The sequence below is a fragment of the Streptomyces sp. NPDC004667 genome (genome assembly GCF_040609475.1).
In the GTDB taxonomy this organism is placed as follows: domain Bacteria; phylum Actinomycetota; class Actinomycetes; order Streptomycetales; family Streptomycetaceae; genus Streptomyces.
Genome location: NZ_JBEXKC010000017.1, coordinates 53,248 through 72,406, shown reverse-complemented (window position 1 = coordinate 72,406; position 19,159 = coordinate 53,248). Strand labels below are relative to the sequence as shown.

At 73.9% G+C, this 19,159-nt stretch carries 14 protein-coding genes; 7 read left to right on the top strand and 7 right to left on the bottom strand.

From position 1 onward, the window contains the following. Positions 1–6: 6 nt before the first annotated feature. Positions 7–2,583 (bottom strand): NACHT domain-containing protein, encoded by a 2,577-nt coding sequence (locus ABZW32_RS12665; protein WP_356214784.1) that lies wholly within the window; start codon positions 2,581–2,583, stop codon positions 7–9. 380 nt (positions 2,584–2,963) lie between these two features. On the opposite strand from ABZW32_RS12665, the gene ABZW32_RS12660 reads away from it, so the two are divergent. Beyond that, positions 2,964–3,320 (top strand): hypothetical protein, encoded by a 357-nt coding sequence (locus tag ABZW32_RS12660; RefSeq protein WP_356214693.1) that lies wholly within the window; start codon positions 2,964–2,966, stop codon positions 3,318–3,320. A 144-nt stretch (positions 3,321–3,464) separates the two neighbouring features. Here the strand turns inward: ABZW32_RS12660 and ABZW32_RS12655 are convergent, their stop codons facing one another. Next, positions 3,465–4,364, bottom strand: a complete 900-nt coding sequence (locus ABZW32_RS12655; RefSeq protein ID WP_356214691.1) for an aminoglycoside phosphotransferase family protein — start codon at positions 4,362–4,364, stop codon at positions 3,465–3,467. Positions 4,365–4,467: 103 nt separating this feature from the next. Beyond that, a complete protein-coding gene (locus ABZW32_RS12650; protein ID WP_356214689.1) occupies positions 4,468–5,031 on the bottom strand; it encodes an NADPH-dependent FMN reductase in 564 nt (187 codons plus the stop codon). Between the two features lie 159 nt (positions 5,032–5,190). On the opposite strand from ABZW32_RS12650, the gene fxsA reads away from it, so the two are divergent. The 6 genes from fxsA to ABZW32_RS12620 all read left to right on the top strand — a co-directional run bounded on the left by fxsA (position 5,191) and on the right by ABZW32_RS12620 (position 15,175). Further along, entirely contained in the window at positions 5,191–5,463 is a 273-nt protein-coding gene (gene fxsA, locus ABZW32_RS12645; RefSeq protein ID WP_356214687.1) for an FxSxx-COOH cyclophane-containing RiPP peptide, read from the top strand. Between the two features lie 29 nt (positions 5,464–5,492). After that, positions 5,493–7,745, top strand: a complete 2,253-nt coding sequence (gene fxsB, locus ABZW32_RS12640) for a radical SAM/SPASM protein FxsB, inactivated metallohydrolase extension form (RefSeq protein ID WP_356214685.1) — start codon at positions 5,493–5,495, stop codon at positions 7,743–7,745. A gap of 191 nt (positions 7,746–7,936) precedes the next feature. Continuing rightward, positions 7,937–8,713, top strand: a complete 777-nt coding sequence (locus ABZW32_RS12635) for an AAC(3) family N-acetyltransferase (RefSeq protein ID WP_356214782.1) — start codon at positions 7,937–7,939, stop codon at positions 8,711–8,713. Positions 8,714–8,756: 43 nt separating this feature from the next. Continuing rightward, positions 8,757–10,223, top strand: a complete 1,467-nt coding sequence (locus tag ABZW32_RS12630) for a TIR-like protein FxsC (protein WP_356214780.1) — start codon at positions 8,757–8,759, stop codon at positions 10,221–10,223. Then, the gene (gene fxsT, locus ABZW32_RS12625) at positions 10,207–14,193 is read left to right on the top strand and encodes an FxSxx-COOH system tetratricopeptide repeat protein (RefSeq protein WP_356214683.1); all 3,987 of its coding nucleotides are present in this window, start codon (positions 10,207–10,209) and stop codon (positions 14,191–14,193) included. Before ABZW32_RS12630 ends, fxsT begins: the two co-directional genes overlap by 17 nt. A gap of 85 nt (positions 14,194–14,278) precedes the next feature. Further along, entirely contained in the window at positions 14,279–15,175 is an 897-nt protein-coding gene (locus ABZW32_RS12620; RefSeq protein WP_356214778.1) for a DUF4231 domain-containing protein, read from the top strand. A gap of 19 nt (positions 15,176–15,194) precedes the next feature. Here the strand turns inward: ABZW32_RS12620 and ABZW32_RS12615 are convergent, their stop codons facing one another. The 4 genes from ABZW32_RS12615 to ABZW32_RS12600 form a co-directional block, all read right to left on the bottom strand. Continuing rightward, the gene (locus ABZW32_RS12615) at positions 15,195–15,674 is read right to left on the bottom strand and encodes a hypothetical protein (RefSeq protein WP_356214681.1); all 480 of its coding nucleotides are present in this window, start codon (positions 15,672–15,674) and stop codon (positions 15,195–15,197) included. A gap of 140 nt (positions 15,675–15,814) precedes the next feature. Then, on the bottom strand, positions 15,815–16,684 hold the full coding sequence (locus ABZW32_RS12610; RefSeq protein ID WP_356214680.1) for a S1 family peptidase: 870 nt from the start codon (positions 16,682–16,684) through the stop codon (positions 15,815–15,817). Positions 16,685–16,861: 177 nt separating this feature from the next. Then, a complete protein-coding gene (locus tag ABZW32_RS12605) occupies positions 16,862–17,671 on the bottom strand; it encodes a DUF1684 domain-containing protein (RefSeq protein ID WP_356214678.1) in 810 nt (269 codons plus the stop codon). A 92-nt stretch (positions 17,672–17,763) separates the two neighbouring features. Next, entirely contained in the window at positions 17,764–19,110 is a 1,347-nt protein-coding gene (locus ABZW32_RS12600; RefSeq protein WP_356214676.1) for a DUF5685 family protein, read from the bottom strand. Between the last annotated feature and the right edge of the window lie 49 nt (positions 19,111–19,159).

Below are 19,159 nucleotides of genomic sequence, written 5' to 3'. Positions count from 1 at the left end.
GACCCGTTACGTCCGGCCCCGTGCGGCGGGCACCGCCGGGCCGGGCGTGACGCGGGGCAGCAGCCGCTCCACCTGCGTGTCCAGGTGGAGTTGCAGCAGGCGGTGCGGGAAGAAGAAGCCGCTGTCCGTCCGGAAGAGCAGCACCCGCTCCTCCGCGGTGTGCAGGAACCGCCGGTACCGGTAGGGGGTGTGCCCCCGGTACGCCAGGATCGCCCGGATCGTCCAGTGCCGCAGGACCGCCAGGCCCCCGAACCGGAAACCCCGCACCACGGCGAACAGGAGCCCCAGCAGGGCGGCCACGAAGCCGGCCCGCCGCAGATCGTGGCCGGGCACCGCCAGGCCGATCAGCACGATCAGGCCGAGCGCCCCCACGGCCAGCCCGGCGAACCCGTGGACCAGGGAGAAGCGCACCGTGCGGCGGACCCCCTCGTTGGGGCGCGGCCGGCGGTCCTGGAGCGAGGGCTCGAACTGGTTGCCGACGATGTAGACCAGGCCCAGCAGCGCGGCCGCGGCCGGGCCGATCCACGAGGGCTCCGGGCAGAGCAGGTGGACGACGTAGCCGAGGAGGAACTCGATGGCGATCCACATGAACAGGGACAACGCACCGCGCACGATGTGGAACTTGGCCTTCGAATAGATCATCCGCTCGCTTCGCCGCCAGGTCCACCGCATCTGCTCCACCGGATCGAACACATCGGTGAAGGAGGCCTCCATCTGGGTCGCGGCGACCCACATGTAGGCGAGGGCCACCACCACGGCTCCCGGTGCCAACAGGTCGACGTGCGCCACGTAGACCAGCCAGTACACCATCAGGACCATCAGCGGCCCGGTGGCCGCGACGGGACCCACGAGGGCCCCGCGCCGTCGGCCGCCGTCGTCCTCGCCGCCGTCCTCGCCGGCCTCCATGGCCCGCTTCTCCGACTTGTACGCCGTCACGGCGCAGGTGACCGCCATGGTGGCGGCGAGGGCCGCCGCGCCGGAGACGCTGGTGTGCACCACCCCGGCGCGCACCGCCGCCGCCACCCACAGGACGGGCAGCCCGAGCGCGCAGACCGACATGGCCAGGTTCGGGACGATCCGCGGGAGCATCTGCTCCGTGCGCGACAGCCAGCCGAGGTCGAGGCGGTCCAGGTAGAGCACGTGCTCACCGCGCTCGGTCAGGGTCCGGGCCAGCCAGGTCAGCCAGGTCAGGGTCCGCTCGGGGGCCCCGTCCGGCCGCGGGCGCTCGCGCCGCAGGCACTCCCCCACGTAGGCGTCGAAGATCCGGCCGCGCCGTTCGGCGAGGCTGCCGGGCCGGCGCAGGTCGGTCGCGGGCCTGTTGCGGTACGTGACGCGGATGAAGCCGAGCATCATGGGCGACTGGAGCAGCGGCCAGAGGTCCGCGTCCTCCTCCAGCGCGGCGTGCACGTCCGCGAGGGCCTCCCGGTCGGCGGCGAGGAAGTCCTGGACGTCCTGCCGGCCCGGGGGCTGGATCTCGACGTAGTGCCGGGAACGGAGGGCGAAGGCGAGACGGCGCAGGTCGGCCTCGTCCGTCCGGCAGCCGACGGCCATCCCCGGACAGGCGCGGCGCAGGCGCCGCAGTTCCGCGACGCACTTGGACCGGTCCCCCTCCGGCACCTCGTCCAGGCCGTCCAGCACCGGGAGCAGCCGGTGCTCGCTCAGCCAGGTGCGCACCAGCAGGCGGGAGACGTCGCCGTACTGACGGACGATCGCCTCGGCCAGCCACTCCTCCAGCGGTTCGCCCCGGTAGGTGTCCAGGCGCAGGTAGACCGGGACCCGCAGGGGCTCGCCGTCGGCGCCGCCGTCCAGTTCCTCGACGGCCAGGCGGTGTGCGAGCCGGGCGAGCTGGGTGGTCTTGCCCATGCCCGGCTTGCCGAGCACGACCAGGTCGTCGGTCTCCTCGTAGAGCGCGCGGATGCTCGTCACGCGGGTCGCCACCGGTACGGGTTCGCTCCTGCGGGCCCTCCTGTCCCGGCGGCCCCGCCCGGCGTACTCCTCCCGGCGCGTGGTCAGGACCGCGAACCGCGGCTGGAGGTAGTGGTGGGCCTCGGCCCGCGCGAGTTCGTCGGCCGTCCTGTCCCTGACCTGCTTGACCAGCTTGCGGCGCAGACGTCCCGCCTGCCGGTCCCGGCGGGTCCGCGCCGGCCAGGTGAACGCCATGACCACCCACGCGACGGCGTTCCGCAGCAGCCTGCGGACGGGGTAGCGGCGGATGTCCGGGGCGGGACCCGCAGCGGACGGCGGGGCGTCCGCTGCGGGCTCCTGGGACCCGTCCGCGTCGGCGTCCTCGACCCCGGGCAGCGGCGGAAGGGGCTCTTCCTCCCCTACGGCCGACCCGGCGCCCGCCTCCACGGCCGACTCCCGCTCTGCGACGGCCCGGTGCCACCGCGGCTCCCACTCGGCGGGGTCCCCGCCGAGCGCCGTCACCATGGACAGGAAGGGGGACAGCGAGGGGGGTCTCTTGCCCGAGAAGGACTCCGAGACGTACGACCGGCTGCAGTGGGCGGCTTCGGCCAGTGCGGTGACGGTGGGGCGTTCGGCCGGGTCCAGTCCTTCGTAGAGCTCGTCGTGGACCCGGCGCATGAGCGTCACCCAGGGCCGTATCTCCGGTGGGGCCGCCGCCGGATCGGGGCGCTGGGGCCCCCGTGGCCGAAAGCCGGCAGATGCTGCCATCAGCTCTCCTCGTTCACGAGCCGTTCATTGGCGTTCACTCGTTCACAGGTGCCGGACGTCGCTGGTCAGCGGGGGTGCGGCGGGCATAGAACGGTGGTCGGCGGGACGCGTCGGCCAGGGCCTGCGCGGCCGGTTCCGAGGCGCCAAGTCCGCCCCGGAGCACTCATATTGGCCATCGGAGCGTCTCCTGTACGGCCAACCGTCAGGTCCGCAGGATTTCTTGACGGATCCGTCGGCCCCTGCGCGTCCCCCGCCACGATCCGTCGTCCGTTCGTTCGAGGAGCACGCACATGACCGTCACACGCCTTCTCGCCCCGCTCGGCGGCCTGTTGGCGGCCGGCCCGTTGGCACTGGACGGGGCCCCCTGGTGGGCGGCCGCGACGACGGCGTTCGCGGGCCTGCTGGTCCTGCGGGCCGAGGCCCTCGTCAACGCCCGCAACGAGGCCCGCCGGGGGTTCCACGAACACCGGCTCCTGGGCGAGGTGTCCCGCCGGCAGGCGCTGGCGTACCTGCGGGAGGTCAGGCGGGACCGCTCCGACCCGGCCGCCGACCGGCCCGCACCGCCGTCCGCCGCGGGCCCGGGCCCGGCCGACGGCACGGGCGCCGCTACGGGTACGGGTACGGGTACGGGCGCCGGTGCGGCCTAGCCGGGCCCGGACGGACCCGTCCGGGCGAGGCCGGGGCGAGAGCGGCGCGGGCGGGGGCGGGGCGGATGGGGCCGGCACGGGGGCGGATACGGGGCGGGGCCGGTACGGCCGGCCGGGGTCGGTGCCGGCCCCGGCCGGCTCGGGTCAGGCCCCGGTGAGCACCGCGCGGATCGTGTGGCGGGCGCTGCGGGCCATCGCCGGGTTCGTCCGGCGGTGGTACGGCAGGGAGATCAGGGCCTGCGAGAGGGCCCGGCCGCGGCCCCGGATCCAGGTCGCGTCGTCCACGCCGAGCGCCGCACGGAAGACCTCCCGGGCGCCGGCGGGCAGCAGGTTCCACGCGGGGAACAGGTCGCAGGCCGGATCGCCGACGCCGGTGCACCCGAAATCGATCACCGAGGCCAGCCGGCCGTCCCGGACCAGCAGGTTCCCCGGCATCAGGTCGGCGTGCAGCCACACCGGTGGCCCGTACCGGGCGGGGGCCCGCAGCGCCTCCTCCCACACGGCGGTCGCGGCGTCGCAGTCGACGCCCTCCTCCGGGATCCCGCGCAGTTCCTCGATCGCCGCCCGGGTCCCGGTGTCGAGGGAGGCGACCGGTCCGCCCCGGTACGCCCGCGGTCCGCCCGGCAGGGTGACCCCGCGCATCGCCCCCACGAAGGCGGCGAGGTCCGCGGCCAGGGGTCCGGGCTCGGTCAGCGCCCCCTCGCGGGGGTTCTCGCCCGGCATCCACCGGTACACCGACCAGGGCCACGGGTACCCCTCGCCGGGTTCCCCGGCCCCGAGCACCTCGGGGACGGCCACGGGCAGCCGGGGGGCGAGGCGGGGCAGCCACTCCCGCTCCAGCGGCACGTCCTCGGCCCCGCCCCGCGCCAGGGGGAGCCGTACGACCAGGGAACCGCCGAGCCGGTACACGGCGTTGACGGTGCCGCCGGAGGGGAAGCGGGTGACCTCCAGCTCCGCCCAGTGGGGGAACTGCCCCGCGATCAGGCGGCGTACGAGGTCCTCGTCGTGGTGCGCCGGGCCGGTGCCCGTCCGTCCTGTGCTCATGTGCCCCATCCGACCGCCGACGCGTACGGGGGTCAAACGTTTTCGCGGCCCCCGAGGCCCCCGCGGCCGCCGGGGACCGCCCGGCCCCGCCCCCGAACTCCCCTCAGGCGTCGCCCGTTTCCCGTGCGGCCGCGGCCAACAGGGCGAGCACCCCGGCGAGGCGTTCCCGGGCGGCCGGGTCCGTCAGGAGGCCGTCCGCGGCGGGCTCCCCACCGCCGACGGGGACGCGGACACAGGCCTCGTCCACGACGGCGGCCCCCGTGTAGCCGAGCACCGTCCGGAGCGTGGCCGCCGCCCCCTCGCCGCGGCCGGGGGCGGCCGCGTTCACCCAGGCGACGGGCTTGTCGCAGATCTCGGTGCCGCCGACCGTCCAGTCCAGCACGTTCTTGAAGGAGCCGGGCAGGGTGCCCGCGTACTCCGGGGCGCAGATCAGCAGCGCCGCCGCCCCGGCGATCGCGGCGCGCAGTGCGGCCACCGGGGCGGGCAGCGGGTCGCGGTCGTCGTCGGGGTTGAAGTGCGGGAGCCCGCCGAGGCCTTCGTAGAGGACCGCCTCCATCGGCTCGGGGGCCAGCGCGGCCACCTCGCGGGCGGTGCGCAGCACGCGGTCGTTGGAGGACCCGGCGCGCAGGCTTCCGGACAGCAGCAGGATCACGGGGGCTGTGGGCATCCGCCCAACCTACCGACCTGCGGTGACGCGCGTCCCGGGCACCCCCGGCGGTCCCCGCGCGCCCCCGCCCGGAAATTGGATCTTGCATTGCGGCGAACGGCCGAAAGCGCCCTCTTGAGAATTGCGCCACGCTTTCTATAGAACGCTTGACCAGGCGTCATGTCTCGGTTGCCAATAGGGTGTGGGCGAGTAAAGTCCACGCTTGACAGCAGTAACGCACTGGTGTCATTTCCCCCCATTTCAGATGGCCTCCCCGAGGACGGTGTCGTGAACACTTCCGCAACCCCCCCGACCAGCACGGACAAGGACCGCCGGGTCCCGCTCACGCGGATCGACGCGCGCAGCGCTTCCGCCGCCGCGGCGGTCGGCCGGGTCCTCCCCTCGGAATCCGGTCGTCACGTTCAGGCACCGATCTTCAACTCTGCGCTCTGACGGAGAGGTACGCGCTCTAGACTGGTGGAATGACCGGCCTGATCGCATTCCGCGAGATCGTCCTCAAGGTTCACAGCAGATGCGATCTTGCTTGTGATCATTGCTATGTCTACGAACACGCAGATCAGAGCTGGCGAGCCCGGCCGAAGGTGATCTCCCCCGGGGTCGTTTCCCAGACCGCGTCGCGGCTCGCCGAACATGCCCGTGACCATGAACTCCCCTCCGTCACGGTGATCCTCCACGGAGGGGAACCCCTGTTGGCGGGTCCCGGCCGACTACGGCTCGTGTGCGAGGAGTTCACCCGTGCGCTCGCCGGTACGGCCGCCCTCGATCTGCGGATCCACACCAACGGCCTCCAGCTGAGCCCCCGGTACCTGGACCTCTTCGCCGAGTACGGCGTCCGGGTGGGCATCTCCCTCGACGGGGACCGTGCGGCCAACGACCGCCACCGCCGCTTCGCGGACGGGCGCACGAGCCACCCCCTGGTGCTGGCCGCGGTCGATCTGCTCCGCTCCGCGCCCTACCGCCACCTCTACCAGGGCCTCCTGTGCACCGTGGACGTGGCCAACGACCCCTGCGCCGTCCTGGACGCCCTGGTCGAACTGGAGCCGCCCCGGATCGACTTCCTGCTCCCGCACGCCACCTGGCAGACCCCGCCGGTCCGGCCCGACGGCGCGCCCGACGCGTACGCGCGCTGGCTGCTGCGGGTCTTCGACCGCTGGGACCGGCTGGACCGGCCGGTGCCCGTACGGCTCTTCGAGTCCCTGCTGTCCACCCTGCGCGGCGGGCCCAGCCTGACGGAGTCCCTGGGGCTGGCCCCGACCGACCTCGTGGTCGTCGAGACCGACGGGACCCTGGAGCAGGTCGACTCCCTCAAGACCGCCTTCGAGGGGGCCGCCGCCACCGGCTTCAACGTCTTCGACCACCCCTTCGACCTGGTCGCGGCCCATCCCGGGGTACGGGCCCGGCAACTGGGCCTGGCGGGCGTCAGCGGTACGTGCCGGCGCTGCCCCGTCGTACGTTCGTGCGGCGGCGGGCTCTACACCCACCGCTACGCGGAGCCGGGCGGCTTCGACAACCCCTCCGTGTACTGCTCCGACCTGCGCGAGCTGGTGGACGGCGTGGAGGGCCGCACCGCCGCCCGGGAGAGCGCCCCGGAGCTGACCGACGCGGGCGCGCTCGCCCGGTCGCAGGAGGAGCTGACCCGGGTCCTGCTGGCCCGGCTGCACGCCGACCTCGCACCGGACCCCGACCGGGCGCGGGCCTGGGAGCTGCTGGCCGCGGTGGAGGCGGCCGGGGGGGCGGGCGCGGACGCGCTGGACGCCGTACTGGACCACCCGTTCACCCGGACCTGGGTACTGGAGGCCCTGGAGGCCCTCCGGGAGGGGCGGGCGGACGGGCCCGGCGCGGCCCGCCGGCTGGCCGCGCTGGCCGCCGCGGCGGTGCTGCGGGGCGGGCTGGAGCTGCCGGCGGAGGTGGCCTACCGGGACGGGGAGGTGTACCTGCCGACGCTGGGCCTGCTGCGGCTCGGGGAGCCCGGCACGGACGGGCGGGCCTCGCTGCACCACACCGGCGAGGGGTACGCCGTACGGGACGGGCGCACCGAGCACCGCTTCGGCCCGGAGGCGGGGGACGCGCGCTGGCTGCCCGTACGGTCCTGGTCGCCCGGGCCGGGGGCGGCCCCGGTGGCCCTGGAGGACCTGGACCCGTACCGCAACTGCTTCGCCCGCCCGCCCCGGCTGCGGCTCGGGGCCGGCGAGGCGCGGGAGTGGGGCGGCCGGCTCGACGCGGCCTGGGCGCTGCTGCACCGCACCGTCCCCGTGTTCGCCCGCGCGGCGGCCGTGGGGCTGAGCACGCTGACCCCGCTGGCGGGCGGCCCGCGGGCCGTCGGCTGGGGCGAGGCCGGGCGGCACGGGCCGGGCGCGCTCGGGGTGCCGTACGGCGCCGGGGTGCGGGAGACCGCGCTGGCCCTGCTGACCGGGCGGCGGCGGGCCCGGCTGCGGGCGCTGACGGAGGTGGCCGACCTGTACGCGCTGGACGGGGCCTGGCAGCACCCGTCGCCGTGGCGCACCCGGCCGGTCCCCGTCTCGCGGCTGCTGGCCGACGTGCACGAGCGGGTGGCGGTGGAGGCGTACCGGCGGGCCACCACCACGCACGAGCCCGACGGGGCGGACCGGATCCACCGCGCCCTGGACCGGCTGTCGGGGGCAGCCGAGCTGACGGTCACCGGCAAGCGGCTCGTGGAGGAGCTGCGCTGGGAGCTGAAGGCGGCGAACGCGTGACGCCCCCCGGCGGCCCCGGCCCGCCCCACCCCGACGCCCCGCCCGGCACGCCCGGCCCGCCCGGACCGCCCGGACCACTCGGCGCCCCCGGCGCAACCGAACCGCCCGGCGTACCCGAACCGCCCGGCGCGCCCCGCCCGCTGCCGCCCGAGCGGTCGTTACCGGCGGCCCCGCCCGGCGGGGCCCTCGCGCTGGCCGTGCAGCTCCGCCTCCTCGGAGTGCGCCCCCGTCAGCGGCTGCTGGTGCACGCCGCCCTGCGCGGGACCGGTCTGCGCGCCGAGGTCCTGCGCGACGCCCTGCTGGGGGTGCTCGGCCCCGGCGGCACCCTGGTGGTCCCGGCCTTCACCGCCTCGAACTCCCTCACCTCCACCACCCACCTGGCCCGGATCGCGGGTCTGGGCGAGCGGGAGGTGAAGGAGTTCCGCTCCCGCATGCCCGCCTTCGATCCGCGGCGCACGCCCGGCGAGGGCATGGGCGTCCTGTCCGAAACGGTCCGCACCACCCCGGGGGCCGCCCGCAGCGCCCATCCGCAGACCTCTTTCGCGGCGCTCGGGGCCGACGCTCACCGGCTCTGTGCGCAACACCGGCTGGAATGCCATCTGGGCGAGGACTCCCCCCTGGGAAAGCTGTGCTGGGAGGGAGGACAGGTACTCATGATCAATGTGGGATTTTCGTCCTGCACCGCATTCCATCTCGCGGAGTATCGAATTCCGAAGCCCCCCTTGCGCATGTACGACTGTGTGGTGAAGGTGAACCTGCCGGGGGGTCCGCACGGGGGAGGACAAGAGGGGGCGTGGACCTCGTACGAGGACGTCAGACTGGACGACGGCGATTTCACGGAGATCGGCGGGGCATTCCCCGATTCCCGGCTGCGCCGCGGCCGGGTGGGAGGGGCATCCGCCGTCCTCTTCTCGATTCCGGACGCCGTCGATCACGCCCTGGACTGGATGACCGAAAACAGACGCTGATTGACTGAACGATGAGGGGATGTGGCGAAGCAGCTCCGGAATGATGTTTCTTCGCTCGCATCTTCGGGACGGGGGTCGTGTGCCCGCATCAGTGCAGCCCTACTTTTTTCTCAGTTATGCCCATACGCCGAGGTTCGGGCCGGGAGGACCCGATCCCGACATGTGGGTGGAGCGCCTGTTCCGTGATCTCTGCAACCACATCATGGCGCTGACCGACCTGCCCGCGGGATCCGAGGCCGGCTTCATGGACCGGGAGATACGCAGCGGCGAGGGCTGGTCGGAGCGGCTCGGGGCGGCACTCGCCACCTGCCGGGTCTTCGTCCCCCTGTTCTCGCCGCGGTACTTCGCCAGTGAGATGTGCGGGAAGGAGTGGTTCGCCTTCGCGCAGCGCGCCATCCAGCACGGCGCGCTCAGCAACCAGCGGGCCGAGGCCATCGTGCCCGCCCTGTGGGTCCCCGTGCCCCCCTCGCAACTCCCGGGCCCGGCCGAGCGGTTGCAGTTCAACCACAACACCTTCGGCGAACGCTACGTCACCGACGGGCTGTACGGGCTGATCAAACTCCGCGGGTACGCCGAGCAGTACGAGCAGGCCGTCTACGAGCTGGCCCGGCGGATCGTGCGGGTCGCCGAGACCGTCCGCCTCGACCCCGTCCGCCCGCTCGACTACCGGCTGGTGCCCAGCGCCTTCGGCCCCGCCGGGGGGCGGGGCGCCGCCGGACCGGGCGGCGGCCCCGCCCGCACCCTGCACGTGACCGTCGCCGCCGCCTCCCGGCACGACCTGCCCGCGGGACGCAGTCCCGAGTACTACGGGGAGAGCGCCCTGGAGTGGAACCCGTACCACCCGGTGTCGCAGATGCCCATCGCGTACGTGGCCGAGGACCTCGTCAAGAACCTCAACTACCGGACCACGATGTCCTCCTTCGACGACGAGGCCGGGCACTTCGACAGCAAGCAGCCGCCCACCCGGCCGGAGATCCTGATCGTCGACCGCTGGGCGGTGGAGGACGAGCACCGGCGCCAGCGGCTGGCCGCCTTCGACCAGGAGCACCGCCCGTGGATCAACGTGGTCGTGCCGTGGAACCGGTACGACCACCAGAGCCGCGCGAAGGAGGCCGAGCTGGCACGGCGGCTGGAGGAGACCCTGCCCGTCAAGATGGGCCAGGGCCGGGCAGCCTGCCGGGCCGCCGCCAACGGCGTGGCCAACATGGAGACCCTCGGACAGATCCTGCCGCAGGTCGTCGAGGCGGCCGCCCAGCAGTTCCTCAGACACGCCCAGGTGTACCTGCCGGCCGGAAACACCCACACCGAACGCCCGAGGCTGCTGGGGCCGATGGGGATGGGCGCACCGCCCGTACCGCCTCCGGCGCCCTTCCCGCCCACCGCGCAACGCGGGCCCGGCGGGCACGCCGGCTCCGACGGGTCCGACGGGTCCGACGGGTCGGACGGGTCCGACGCACACAACGACAGCACCGACACCGACCGGGGGGACGCGGATGACAGCCAGTCGTGACAGCCGAGGCGGACGCATCGTCACCTTCTATTCCTACAAGGGCGGAACCGGCCGCACGATGGCGCTGGCCAACACCGCCTGGATCCTCGCCGCCAACGGCAAGCGGGTCCTCGCCGTGGACTGGGACCTGGAGGCCCCGGGCCTGCACCGCTTCTTCCACCCCTTCCTCGACCCCTCCACCCTCGGGGCCACCACCGGGGTCATCGACCTGATCAGCGAGTACGCCTGGGCGGCCACCAGCCCCGTGCAGCGCGCCGACGACTGGCACAAGGACTACGCCCGGATCCAGCCGCACGCCGTCTCCCTCACCCCCGAGAACCTGGGCTGGGAGTTCCCCGACGGCGGCACGCTGGACTTCGTCTCGGCGGGCCGGCAGAACCGCGAGTACTCGGCGACCGTGTCCACCTTCGACTGGGACAACTTCTACGACCGGCTCGGCGGCGGCCTCTTCTTCGACGCCCTGCGGGCCGACATGAAGAAGAACTACGACTACGTCCTGATCGACAGCCGCACCGGACTGTCCGACATCGCCGACATCTGCACCGTCCACCTGCCCGACGTCCTGGTCGACTGCTTCACCCTCTCCGACCAGTCCATCGACGGCGCCGCCTCCGTCGCCCGGCAGATCGACGAGCGGTTCAACGACCGCGGCATCAAGATCTACCCGGTCCCGATGCGGATCGACGAGGGCGAGAAGGAGAAGGCCGACGCGGGCCGCGCCCTGGCCCGGATCAAGTTCGACCGCTTCCCGAACGGCCTGGTCGGCGACGAACTCACCTCCTACTGGGGCGCGGTGGAGATCCCCTACCGTCCCTACTACGCCTACGAGGAGACCCTGGCCACCTTCGGCGACGAGGCCGGGCTCACCAACTCCCTGCTCTCCGCCTTCGAACGGCTCACCACGGTGGTCACCGGGGGCGAGGTCACCTCCATGCCGGCCATCGGCGAGGAGGTCCGGCTGCGGATCCGGGACGCCTTCACCCGCCGCCGCCCGGCCCTGCCCGCCGACCTGTTCCTCTCCTACGTCGCCGAGAACCGGATGTGGGCCGACTGGATCGAGTCGGTCCTGACGCGGGCCGGCTTCCGGGTCGTCCCCCGGGACGTCTCCGCCGAGCAGGTGCCCGCCGCGGCCGCCGCGGGCGCGCCCGGCGACACCCTGGGCGCGGGCATCGGCGTCGACACCGCGGCCCGGACCGTGGTGCTGCTCTCCAGCGCCTACCTGAAGTCGGCGCGGGCCGTGGACGTGTGGAACCGGGCCGCCGCCGAGGACCCGACCGGGGGCCGCCGCCAGCTGGTGCCGCTGCGGGTGGGCGACGTACGCCTGGCCACGCCGTACATCGACCGCAATCCGGTGGACCTCTTCCGCCTCGACGAGGTGCACGCGACCACCGCCCTGCTGCGGGCCGTGGAACGCCCCATGGCGCTGCCGGACAGCGTCGCGAGCGCCTCCCAGCCCGGCCCCCGCTTCCCGGGGACGGTCCCGAAGATCTGGAACGCGCCGCCCCGCAACCCCGGCTTCACCGGACGCAGCATCGTCCTGGAGCGGATGCGCGACCAGCTCGGCGGCGGCATGGCCGTGGTGCTGCCGCAGCCGCAGACCCTGTACGGGCTCGGCGGCGTCGGCAAGACGCAGGTGGCGCTGGAGTACGTGCACCGGTTCATGGCCGACTACGACCTGGTCTGGTGGATCTCCTCCGAGCAGACCGACGACGTGGTGGCGGCCCTCGCGGAGCTGGCCGTACGGCTGGGCGCGCAGACCGGCGAGGACATGTCGGCTGCCTCCCAGGAGGCGATCGACCTGCTGCGGCGCGGGGTGCCGTCCTCGCGGTGGCTGCTGGTCTTCGACAACGCCGACGATCCCGAGACGCTCAAGCGGTTCTTCCCGCCGGGCGGCCCCGGGCACGTGCTGGTCACCTCGCGCAACCAGTCCTGGTCGCAGTACGGGGACGCGCTGCCGGTGGACGTGTTCCTGCGCGAGGAGTCCATCGAGCACCTCCAGCGCCGGGCACCGGGGCTGACCAAGGACGACGCCGAGCAGGTGGCCGTCGCGGTGGGCGACCTGCCCCTGGCCGTCGAGCAGGCGGGCGCGTGGATCGCGGAGACGGCGACGCCGGTGTCCGCGTACCTGGAGCAGTTGGCCCAGCAGGCCGCGCGGGTGCTGGGCCTGAACCAGCCGCCCGGGTACCCGGAGCCGGTGGCGGCCACCTGGAACGTGTCGATCGAGCGGCTGCAGTCCCGCTCGCCCGCCGCCGTGCGGCTGCTCCAGCTGTGCGCCTTCTTCGCGCCGGAGCCGATCTCGGCGAACCTCCTGTACAGCAAGGAGATGATCGACGCGCTCAAGCCGTACGACTCCTCGCTCCAGGAGAAGCTGGTGCTGGGGCGGGTGATCCGGGAGATCGGCCGGTTCGCGATGGCCAAGGTCGACCAGGTCAGCAACAGCATCCAGGTGCACCGCCTGGTGCAGGCGGTGATCCGGGCGCAGCTGTCGGAGGAGGAGCAGCGCGAGGCCCGGCACGCGGTGCACCGGATCCTTGCGGGTGCGCGGCCCGATGACGACGAGCCGATAGACAACCCGGCGACCTGGCCGCGGTTCAACACGATCTGGCCGCACCTGAGCCCGTCCGAGGCGCGGTTCTGCAAGGAGCCGGAGACCCGGCGGCTGCTGATCGACCGGGTGCGCTACCTGTGGAAGCGCGGTGACTTCAAGGCGGCGTACGCGCTGGGCGAGGAACTGCGCGAGTCGTGGAGGGAGATGCTCGGCAGCGACGACCTCCAGTACCTGTACCTGCGTTTCCACCTCTCCAACATCCTGCGGTCGCAGGGCCGGTTCGTGGAGGCGAAGGAGCTGGACGAGGTCACGCTGGATCGGCAGCGCAGCGCGCTGGGTCCCTCGCACCCGCACACGTACATGACCACGAGCGGTCTGGCGATGGACCTGGGCGCGCTGGGCCGGTACGGGGAGGCGATGGAGCTGGCGACGGCGGCGCACGAGGGCTTCGGGCAGATCTTCCACGAGGCCCACCCGCGCACCCTGGCCGCCGCGAACAACCTGGCGCTGAACCTGCGGATGGTGGGGCAGTACGCGCGGGCCAGGGAGATCGACCAGGAGGTCTTCGACCGGCGCACCGAGGTGCTGGGCCCGGACCACCCGTACACCCTGTCCTCGGCGCAGAACCTGGCCCGGGACCTGCGCGAGGTGGGCCGCTACGACGATTCGGTGCAGCTGCTGAGCCGGACGTACGACATCTACAAGCGGACGCTGGGGCGGGCGTTCCCCGGCACGCTGTCGGCGGCGAAGAACCTGGCGGTGTCGCTGCGGCGGGCGGGCGAGCTGGAGGACGCGCTGCGGCTGACGACGGCCACGCGCAACCGCTACCGGGCCAAGTACACCTCGGTCAATCCGGACCTGCTGGCGTGTGAGCTGAACCTGGCCTCGGACCTGTTCGCGACGGGCGACCCGGGCGCGGCGCGGGACCTGGCGCAGGAGGTGGTGGACGAGTACATGAAGGTGCCGGGCGAGAAGCACCCGTACACCCTGGCGGCGCTCAACAACCTGGCGGTCTTCCACTGGGGCACCGGCGCGGCGGAGACGGCGGAGCCGCTGCTGCGCCAGACGATCCGCAGCATGCGCGAGGTGCTGGGCGACAACCACCCGCACACGGTGTTCGCGCACCTGAACCTGGCGAACGCGCGGGCCGACCTGGGTGATCCGGAGGGTGCGCTGGAGCTGGAGCGGATCGCGGTGATGCGGCTGCGCGAGGCCCTGGGGGCACACCACCCGGAGACCCTGGCGAGCGCGTCGAACATGGCGGTCAGTCTGGACATGATGGGCCGCAAGGAGGAGGCGGCCCGGGTGCGGGCGGAGGCGGTGGCGGAGCTGACGCGCCTCCTCGGGGAGGACCACGGTCTGACCCGGTACGCCCGGGACGAGCGGCGGGTCCACCGGGACCTGGAGCCGCTCGCGGTGTGATCCGACGGAGGGCGGCGGGGGCCCCGCGGACGCGGGGTCCCGGCCGCCCGCCAGCCGACATCAGGGGGGCGCTGTGACCGACAGCATGACCTTTCGCAACGAGGACCTGCCGGCCCTCTTCCACCACACCGACCAGGCGGCGGTCTCCCGGCAGCGGGAGTCCACCCAGGCGACCCGCGCGCAACTGCTGCTGCTGGTCGCGGCCGCCGGGGCCGCCGCCCTGCCGTCCGGGCCCGCCGTGGGCTCGCTGCACGTGTTCGGGGCGATCAGCGCGCTGGCGTACGCGGGGGTGCTGGCCGTGGGCGTACGGGCGACCCGGCGGCGGGCCCGTCCGCAGTGGCAGCTCAACCGCAGCGCGGCGGAGTTCATCAAGTCCCTGGCGTGGCGCTACGCCGTGCACGGGGCGCCCTTCGGCAGCGAGGTGGCCGGGGCGGAGGGGCTGTACCGGGCGCGGCTGGAGAAGGGGCTGGACGAGCTCCGCAAGATGGGCTGGGAGGATCCGCGGACGGCCGGCCTGGTGCCGGAGGGCGGGGAGGTCACCGGGGCGATGAACCGGCTGCGCGGGCTGGAGTACGCGGTGCGCCGGGAGACGTACGTGCGGGACCGGCTGATCGAGCAGCGCAACTGGTACCGGCGCAAGACGGAGGGATCGCGGCGGGCTACGGCGCTGTGGTCGTGGACGATCGTGCTGCTGACCTGTCTGGCCCTGCTGTTCGCGCTGGTCGGGGCGTTCGGTACGGGCTCGGGTCCGGTGCCGGCGGGGCTGCTGAGCGCGGCCGCGGCGGCGGCGATCGCCTGGAACGAGGTGCGGCGCCACCATCCGCTGATCGAGGCGCACACGCTGATCGAGCAGGACCTGGCGGCGATGATGGTCGTGATGCAGACGACGATCACGGAGGCGCAGTGGCCGTCCTCGGTGTACGAGACGGAGCGGTACGTCTCTCCGCAGCACACGGACTGGCTGGCCCGGCACAGCAGTTGAGGGGCGGGCGGGGCGTGGCTCAGTCCCGGGTCACGCCGGCGCGCCAGATGACGGTGACGGGTTTTCCGAGGGCCCGGGCGTAGGAGACGATCTCGGCGGTGCCGCCGTGCCCGCGTGCGGGGAGGCCGTCCCAGACGGCGACGAGCCGGTCGCAGGAGTCGGCGATGTAGGCGCCCGCCGCGTAGTAGGCCTCGTCGGTGGAGCGGGCGAAGGCCATGCGGACCTCCTGGGTGGCGCGGTGCTTGAGCCGGCGGTAGCCGGCGAGGGCGTCCGGGTCCTCGAAGGTGTCCTCGTAGTCCCCGCTGGGGATCACGACGGTGAGGTCGGCTCCGCATTCGAGGGCGATGTCGGCGAAGAGCTGGTCGGCGCCGTCGGCGAGGCTGGAGAGGGCCTCCAACGGGCCCTGGTGGCCGCCGAGCACGGTGCGCAGGGCCTCGCGGACGTGGCCCAGCAGCTCGTCGGGGATCGACCGGTGTCCGGTCACGCCGATGCGCTTCATGAGGGAACCTGCATGCGGAGACCTGCCTCCCCGTGGACCGGATTCCTGGACATCCTCCCAGAAGGAGGGAGGACGTCCAGGGGGCCGACCGGGGCGCGTGGGCCGGCCGCACCGCGTGGACCGGGGGGGGATCCCGCGGGTCAGTAGACGCTGACGCCGTAGGCGTTCAGCGCTTCGACGACGGGCTGGAAGAAGGTGGTTCCGCCCGAGGTGCAGTTGCCGCTGCCGCCGGAGGTGAGGCCGACCGCCCGGCTGCCGGAGTAGAGCGGGCCGCCGCTGTCGCCGGGTTCGGCGCAGACGTTGGTCCTGATCATTCCGTAGACGATGTCGCCGCCTCCGTAGTTGACGGTGGCGTTGAGGCCGGTCACGGTGCCGCCGTGGACGCCGGTGGTGGAGCCGCGGCGGGTGACGGACATGCCGTTGGTGGCGTCGACGGCGCTGGTGATGTCCTGGCTGCCGACGGTGCCGGGCGGGACCGGGGAGTTGCTGGCGTACTTGATGAGGCCGTAGTCATTGGTGGGGAAGCTGGAGCCGACGGTGGATCCGATGGTGGTGGTGTGGGAGGAACTGGTCCACCAGGTGCCGGCGCCCTCGGTGCAGTGTCCGGCGGTGAGGACGTAGTAGTCGGCGCCGCTGCGCACGTTGAAGCCGAGCGAACAGCGCCAGCTGTTGGTGTAGATGGCGTCGCCGCCGGAGATCAGCTTGCGCAGCTTGCCCGGGGTGCGCTCGATGCGCAGGGCACCGGCGTCGGGTCCGGCCTCGTGGCGGATTCTGGCCAGGTCGGCTTCGGTGACCGTGGAATCGGCGGTGACCACGAGGGTTCCGGTGGCGGGGTCGGTGTGCCAGGCGGTGCCCGCGACGTCGGCGCGCAGGACCGAGGCCCCGGCGGCGGCGAGGCGGGCGGAGCTGAAGCCTTCGTCGGCGGGGTGCGCGCCGGCGACGGCGGGCGTGGCGAGTCCGGCGACGGCGGCCAGGCCGGCGGCGACGGCGAGCAGGCGGATGCGGCTCATCTTCTTGTTCCTCACTTCACGTCCTCCCGGAAGGGGGTCGGGGGCCCGGCAGAGGTGGGGGGCGCCGGAGCCCGTGAGCGGCGGTGGGGGGCGGGGGCGGACGTACGGGTGGCCCCGCACGCTTTCGCCGTGCCCCTGACAAGTCCGCCGGATGACGCTGACGGGAGTGTCCTGTCGTCAGTCACCGGCGGCAAGGGCTCCTTTCAGCCTCCGCTCCCCCGCGGCGACCTCGAAGGGCAGCGTGTTCCCGGGTGGCGGGAAGGGGCAGACGAAGTGGTCGGCGAAGGCGCAGGGCGGGAGCAGGGCCCGGTTGAGGTCCACGGTGACGGCGCCGTCCGGGCCCGGGATCCCGGGCCGCAGGAAGCGGAAGCGGTAGCTGGAGCGGCCCGAGGTGGCATCGGCGAAGACGGCCCACAGGCTGCCGTCCCCCTCGTCGACCGCGACCTGGAGGGCGTGCTCCCGCCCCGCGTGGTCGAAGAGCAGCTCGCCCCCGAGGCCGAGCTCGCGGGAGCGCCCGTCGACGTTCTCCACCTGGACGGCACGCCGCTCGGGGTACGGGCGGAAGCGGCCCGGCAGCGCGTACGCCGGGTCGTACGCGGTGGCCTCGACGCCCCGGAAGGCGCGGCGGGCCGGGGAGTCGGGGTCGAAGACGCGGACCGCCCACTCCCCCTCGCGCAGGATCACCGCGAACCGGCGCCGCCCGGAGGCGAGCCGGGCCCGCGCGGGCGGCCCCTCGTCGGCGTCGAGGGCGGCCTCCCCGGCGAAGGGGCGGCCGTCGAGTTCGAGGCCGTCCTCGGGGGCGGCGCTCAGCGCGACCCCGGAGGCGGTGGCGCGCCACTGCCCCGGAACGGCCGGAATTCGACCTTCCGGGTAGTCGCCGAGCCAGTGGGTACCGGTCAGCGCGAGGGGTCCGTAAGGGGCGGAGACGGTGGCCACGCGATGCTCGTGCCACTCCCGCCAGGCGTTGGTGTCCCGTTCGTCATCCATGCCGGACTACCCTTCCACGCGGGCCCGCGCGGGAATCCCCCGGTACCCCGTCCGGTCCTGTGGGCCGTACGCGCGCGGACCCTGACGGTGGCTCAGCTACAGCCGCAGTCGCACCCGTCGCAGCCGCAGCCGTCGCAGCAGCCGCCGTCCTCGCAGCAGCTGCAGCAGTCGCAGCAGCCACTGCACCCGTCGCACCCGCTGCAGTCCGGGCACGCGTCGCACCAGGCGTCCCGCTTGCGCCGGGACCAGGGGCCGTCGTGCTCGGTGCAGCACAGCTGGCAGGTGCAGAAGAGCCCGATGGACACGGCGCAGCCGGCCAGCAGCCCGCGGCGCGGCTTCTGCGGGGGCGGCGGCGGACCGCCGAAGCCGCCGCCACCGCCGCCGCCCCAGCCGGGGCCGCCGGGGCCCATCGGCGGGGCTCCGGGGCCACCGGGGGCGTAGGGGTTGGCATTGCCGTTCCCGTACGGGCCGGCGCCGGGGCCGCCGTACGGGGCCCCGTACGCCTGTCCGGCGTCCGGTCCGTAGCCCTGCGGCGGGGCGCCGTGGCCCTGCCCGACGGAGTCGGTGGCGGTGTGGGCGCAGCTGCCGGTGCCGAAGGCCCGGTCCACCGAGGTGCGCAGCTCGTGCACCAGCAGCCGGTGGGCCAGCCCCGCGTCGGCGAACTCCGTCTCGCGCAGCGCCAGCCGGATCCCGTGCAGGGCGTCGTCGCACAGGCGGCGGGCCTCGGCGAGGGTGGTTCCGGTGGCGGTGAGCGGGTTCCAGGCGCCCGAGGCGGCGTCGGCGGCCTGGTCCTCGACGGCGTCCAGCAGGTGCGCGAGCCGGCCGAAGTACCGGCCCGCCTCGGCCAGGGGTGCGGCGTTGCCCGGCCGCCCCGCCAGGACCGCGGTATGCGCGAAGGCGGCGGCGGTGGCGGTCTCCGTGGGCTCGGTGACCACGAGGACGGAGGTGCCCGGCCCGGCCAGGGTCTCGATGCCGCCCTGCCGGTCCACGGCGTCGACGAGCACGGCGGTGTCGAAGCCGAGCGAGGCCCCGGTGCGGGCGCCCGCCCGGTCCCAGCCGCGGGCCACCGTGCGCGCCGCGGCGGCTATCGGAGCCCGCGCCAACAGCCCGTCCCGGTCGGCCACGTGGTCCCGTACCTTCGCGGAGGCCAGCACGAGGGAGACGGCGGCGGCCAGTCGCGCGCCCTCGCCGTTGGCCACGGGGGCGGTGCGCATGCCGCGCAGCGGGCAGGGGCCGGCGGTGCGCCGGGCGCCGGGCAGCGGTCCGGACTGAGCCTCCGTCAGAACGGAGACCAGCAGGCCGTCGTAGTTCGTGACGATCCTGGCGAACTGCCCGTGGTCACCGCGAAGTGCCAGGCAGAGACCGCACAGATGAGCCATCCACTCCGATTTGAACCGCTCACCGAGCCGGTGTGTGCAAGGTCTGACAATGCCGAACAAATTCGGTTCCCCCGTGTGTCATACGCGTGTTTCGGGGGCATCGTATCGA

Excerpts from the sequence above, each read along its gene's own strand:
- ABZW32_RS12665 (WP_356214784.1), bottom strand. The coding sequence starts at position 2,583 with ATGCGCCGGGTCCACGACGAGCTCTACGAAGGACTGGACCCGGCCGAA.
- ABZW32_RS12660 (WP_356214693.1), top strand. The coding sequence starts at position 2,964 with ATGACCGTCACACGCCTTCTCGCCCCGCTCGGCGGCCTGTTGGCGGCC.
- ABZW32_RS12655 (WP_356214691.1), bottom strand. The coding sequence starts at position 4,364 with ATGAGCACAGGACGGACGGGCACCGGCCCGGCGCACCACGACGAGGAC.
- ABZW32_RS12650 (WP_356214689.1), bottom strand. The coding sequence starts at position 5,031 with ATGCCCACAGCCCCCGTGATCCTGCTGCTGTCCGGAAGCCTGCGCGCC.
- fxsA (WP_356214687.1), top strand. The coding sequence starts at position 5,191 with ATGTCTCGGTTGCCAATAGGGTGTGGGCGAGTAAAGTCCACGCTTGAC.
- fxsB (WP_356214685.1), top strand. The coding sequence starts at position 5,493 with ATGACCGGCCTGATCGCATTCCGCGAGATCGTCCTCAAGGTTCACAGC.
- ABZW32_RS12630 (WP_356214780.1), top strand. The coding sequence starts at position 8,757 with ATGTTTCTTCGCTCGCATCTTCGGGACGGGGGTCGTGTGCCCGCATCA.
- fxsT (WP_356214683.1), top strand. The coding sequence starts at position 10,207 with ATGACAGCCAGTCGTGACAGCCGAGGCGGACGCATCGTCACCTTCTAT.
- ABZW32_RS12620 (WP_356214778.1), top strand. The coding sequence starts at position 14,279 with ATGACCTTTCGCAACGAGGACCTGCCGGCCCTCTTCCACCACACCGAC.
- ABZW32_RS12615 (WP_356214681.1), bottom strand. The coding sequence starts at position 15,674 with ATGAAGCGCATCGGCGTGACCGGACACCGGTCGATCCCCGACGAGCTG.
- ABZW32_RS12610 (WP_356214680.1), bottom strand. The coding sequence starts at position 16,684 with ATGAGCCGCATCCGCCTGCTCGCCGTCGCCGCCGGCCTGGCCGCCGTC.
- ABZW32_RS12605 (WP_356214678.1), bottom strand. The coding sequence starts at position 17,671 with ATGGATGACGAACGGGACACCAACGCCTGGCGGGAGTGGCACGAGCAT.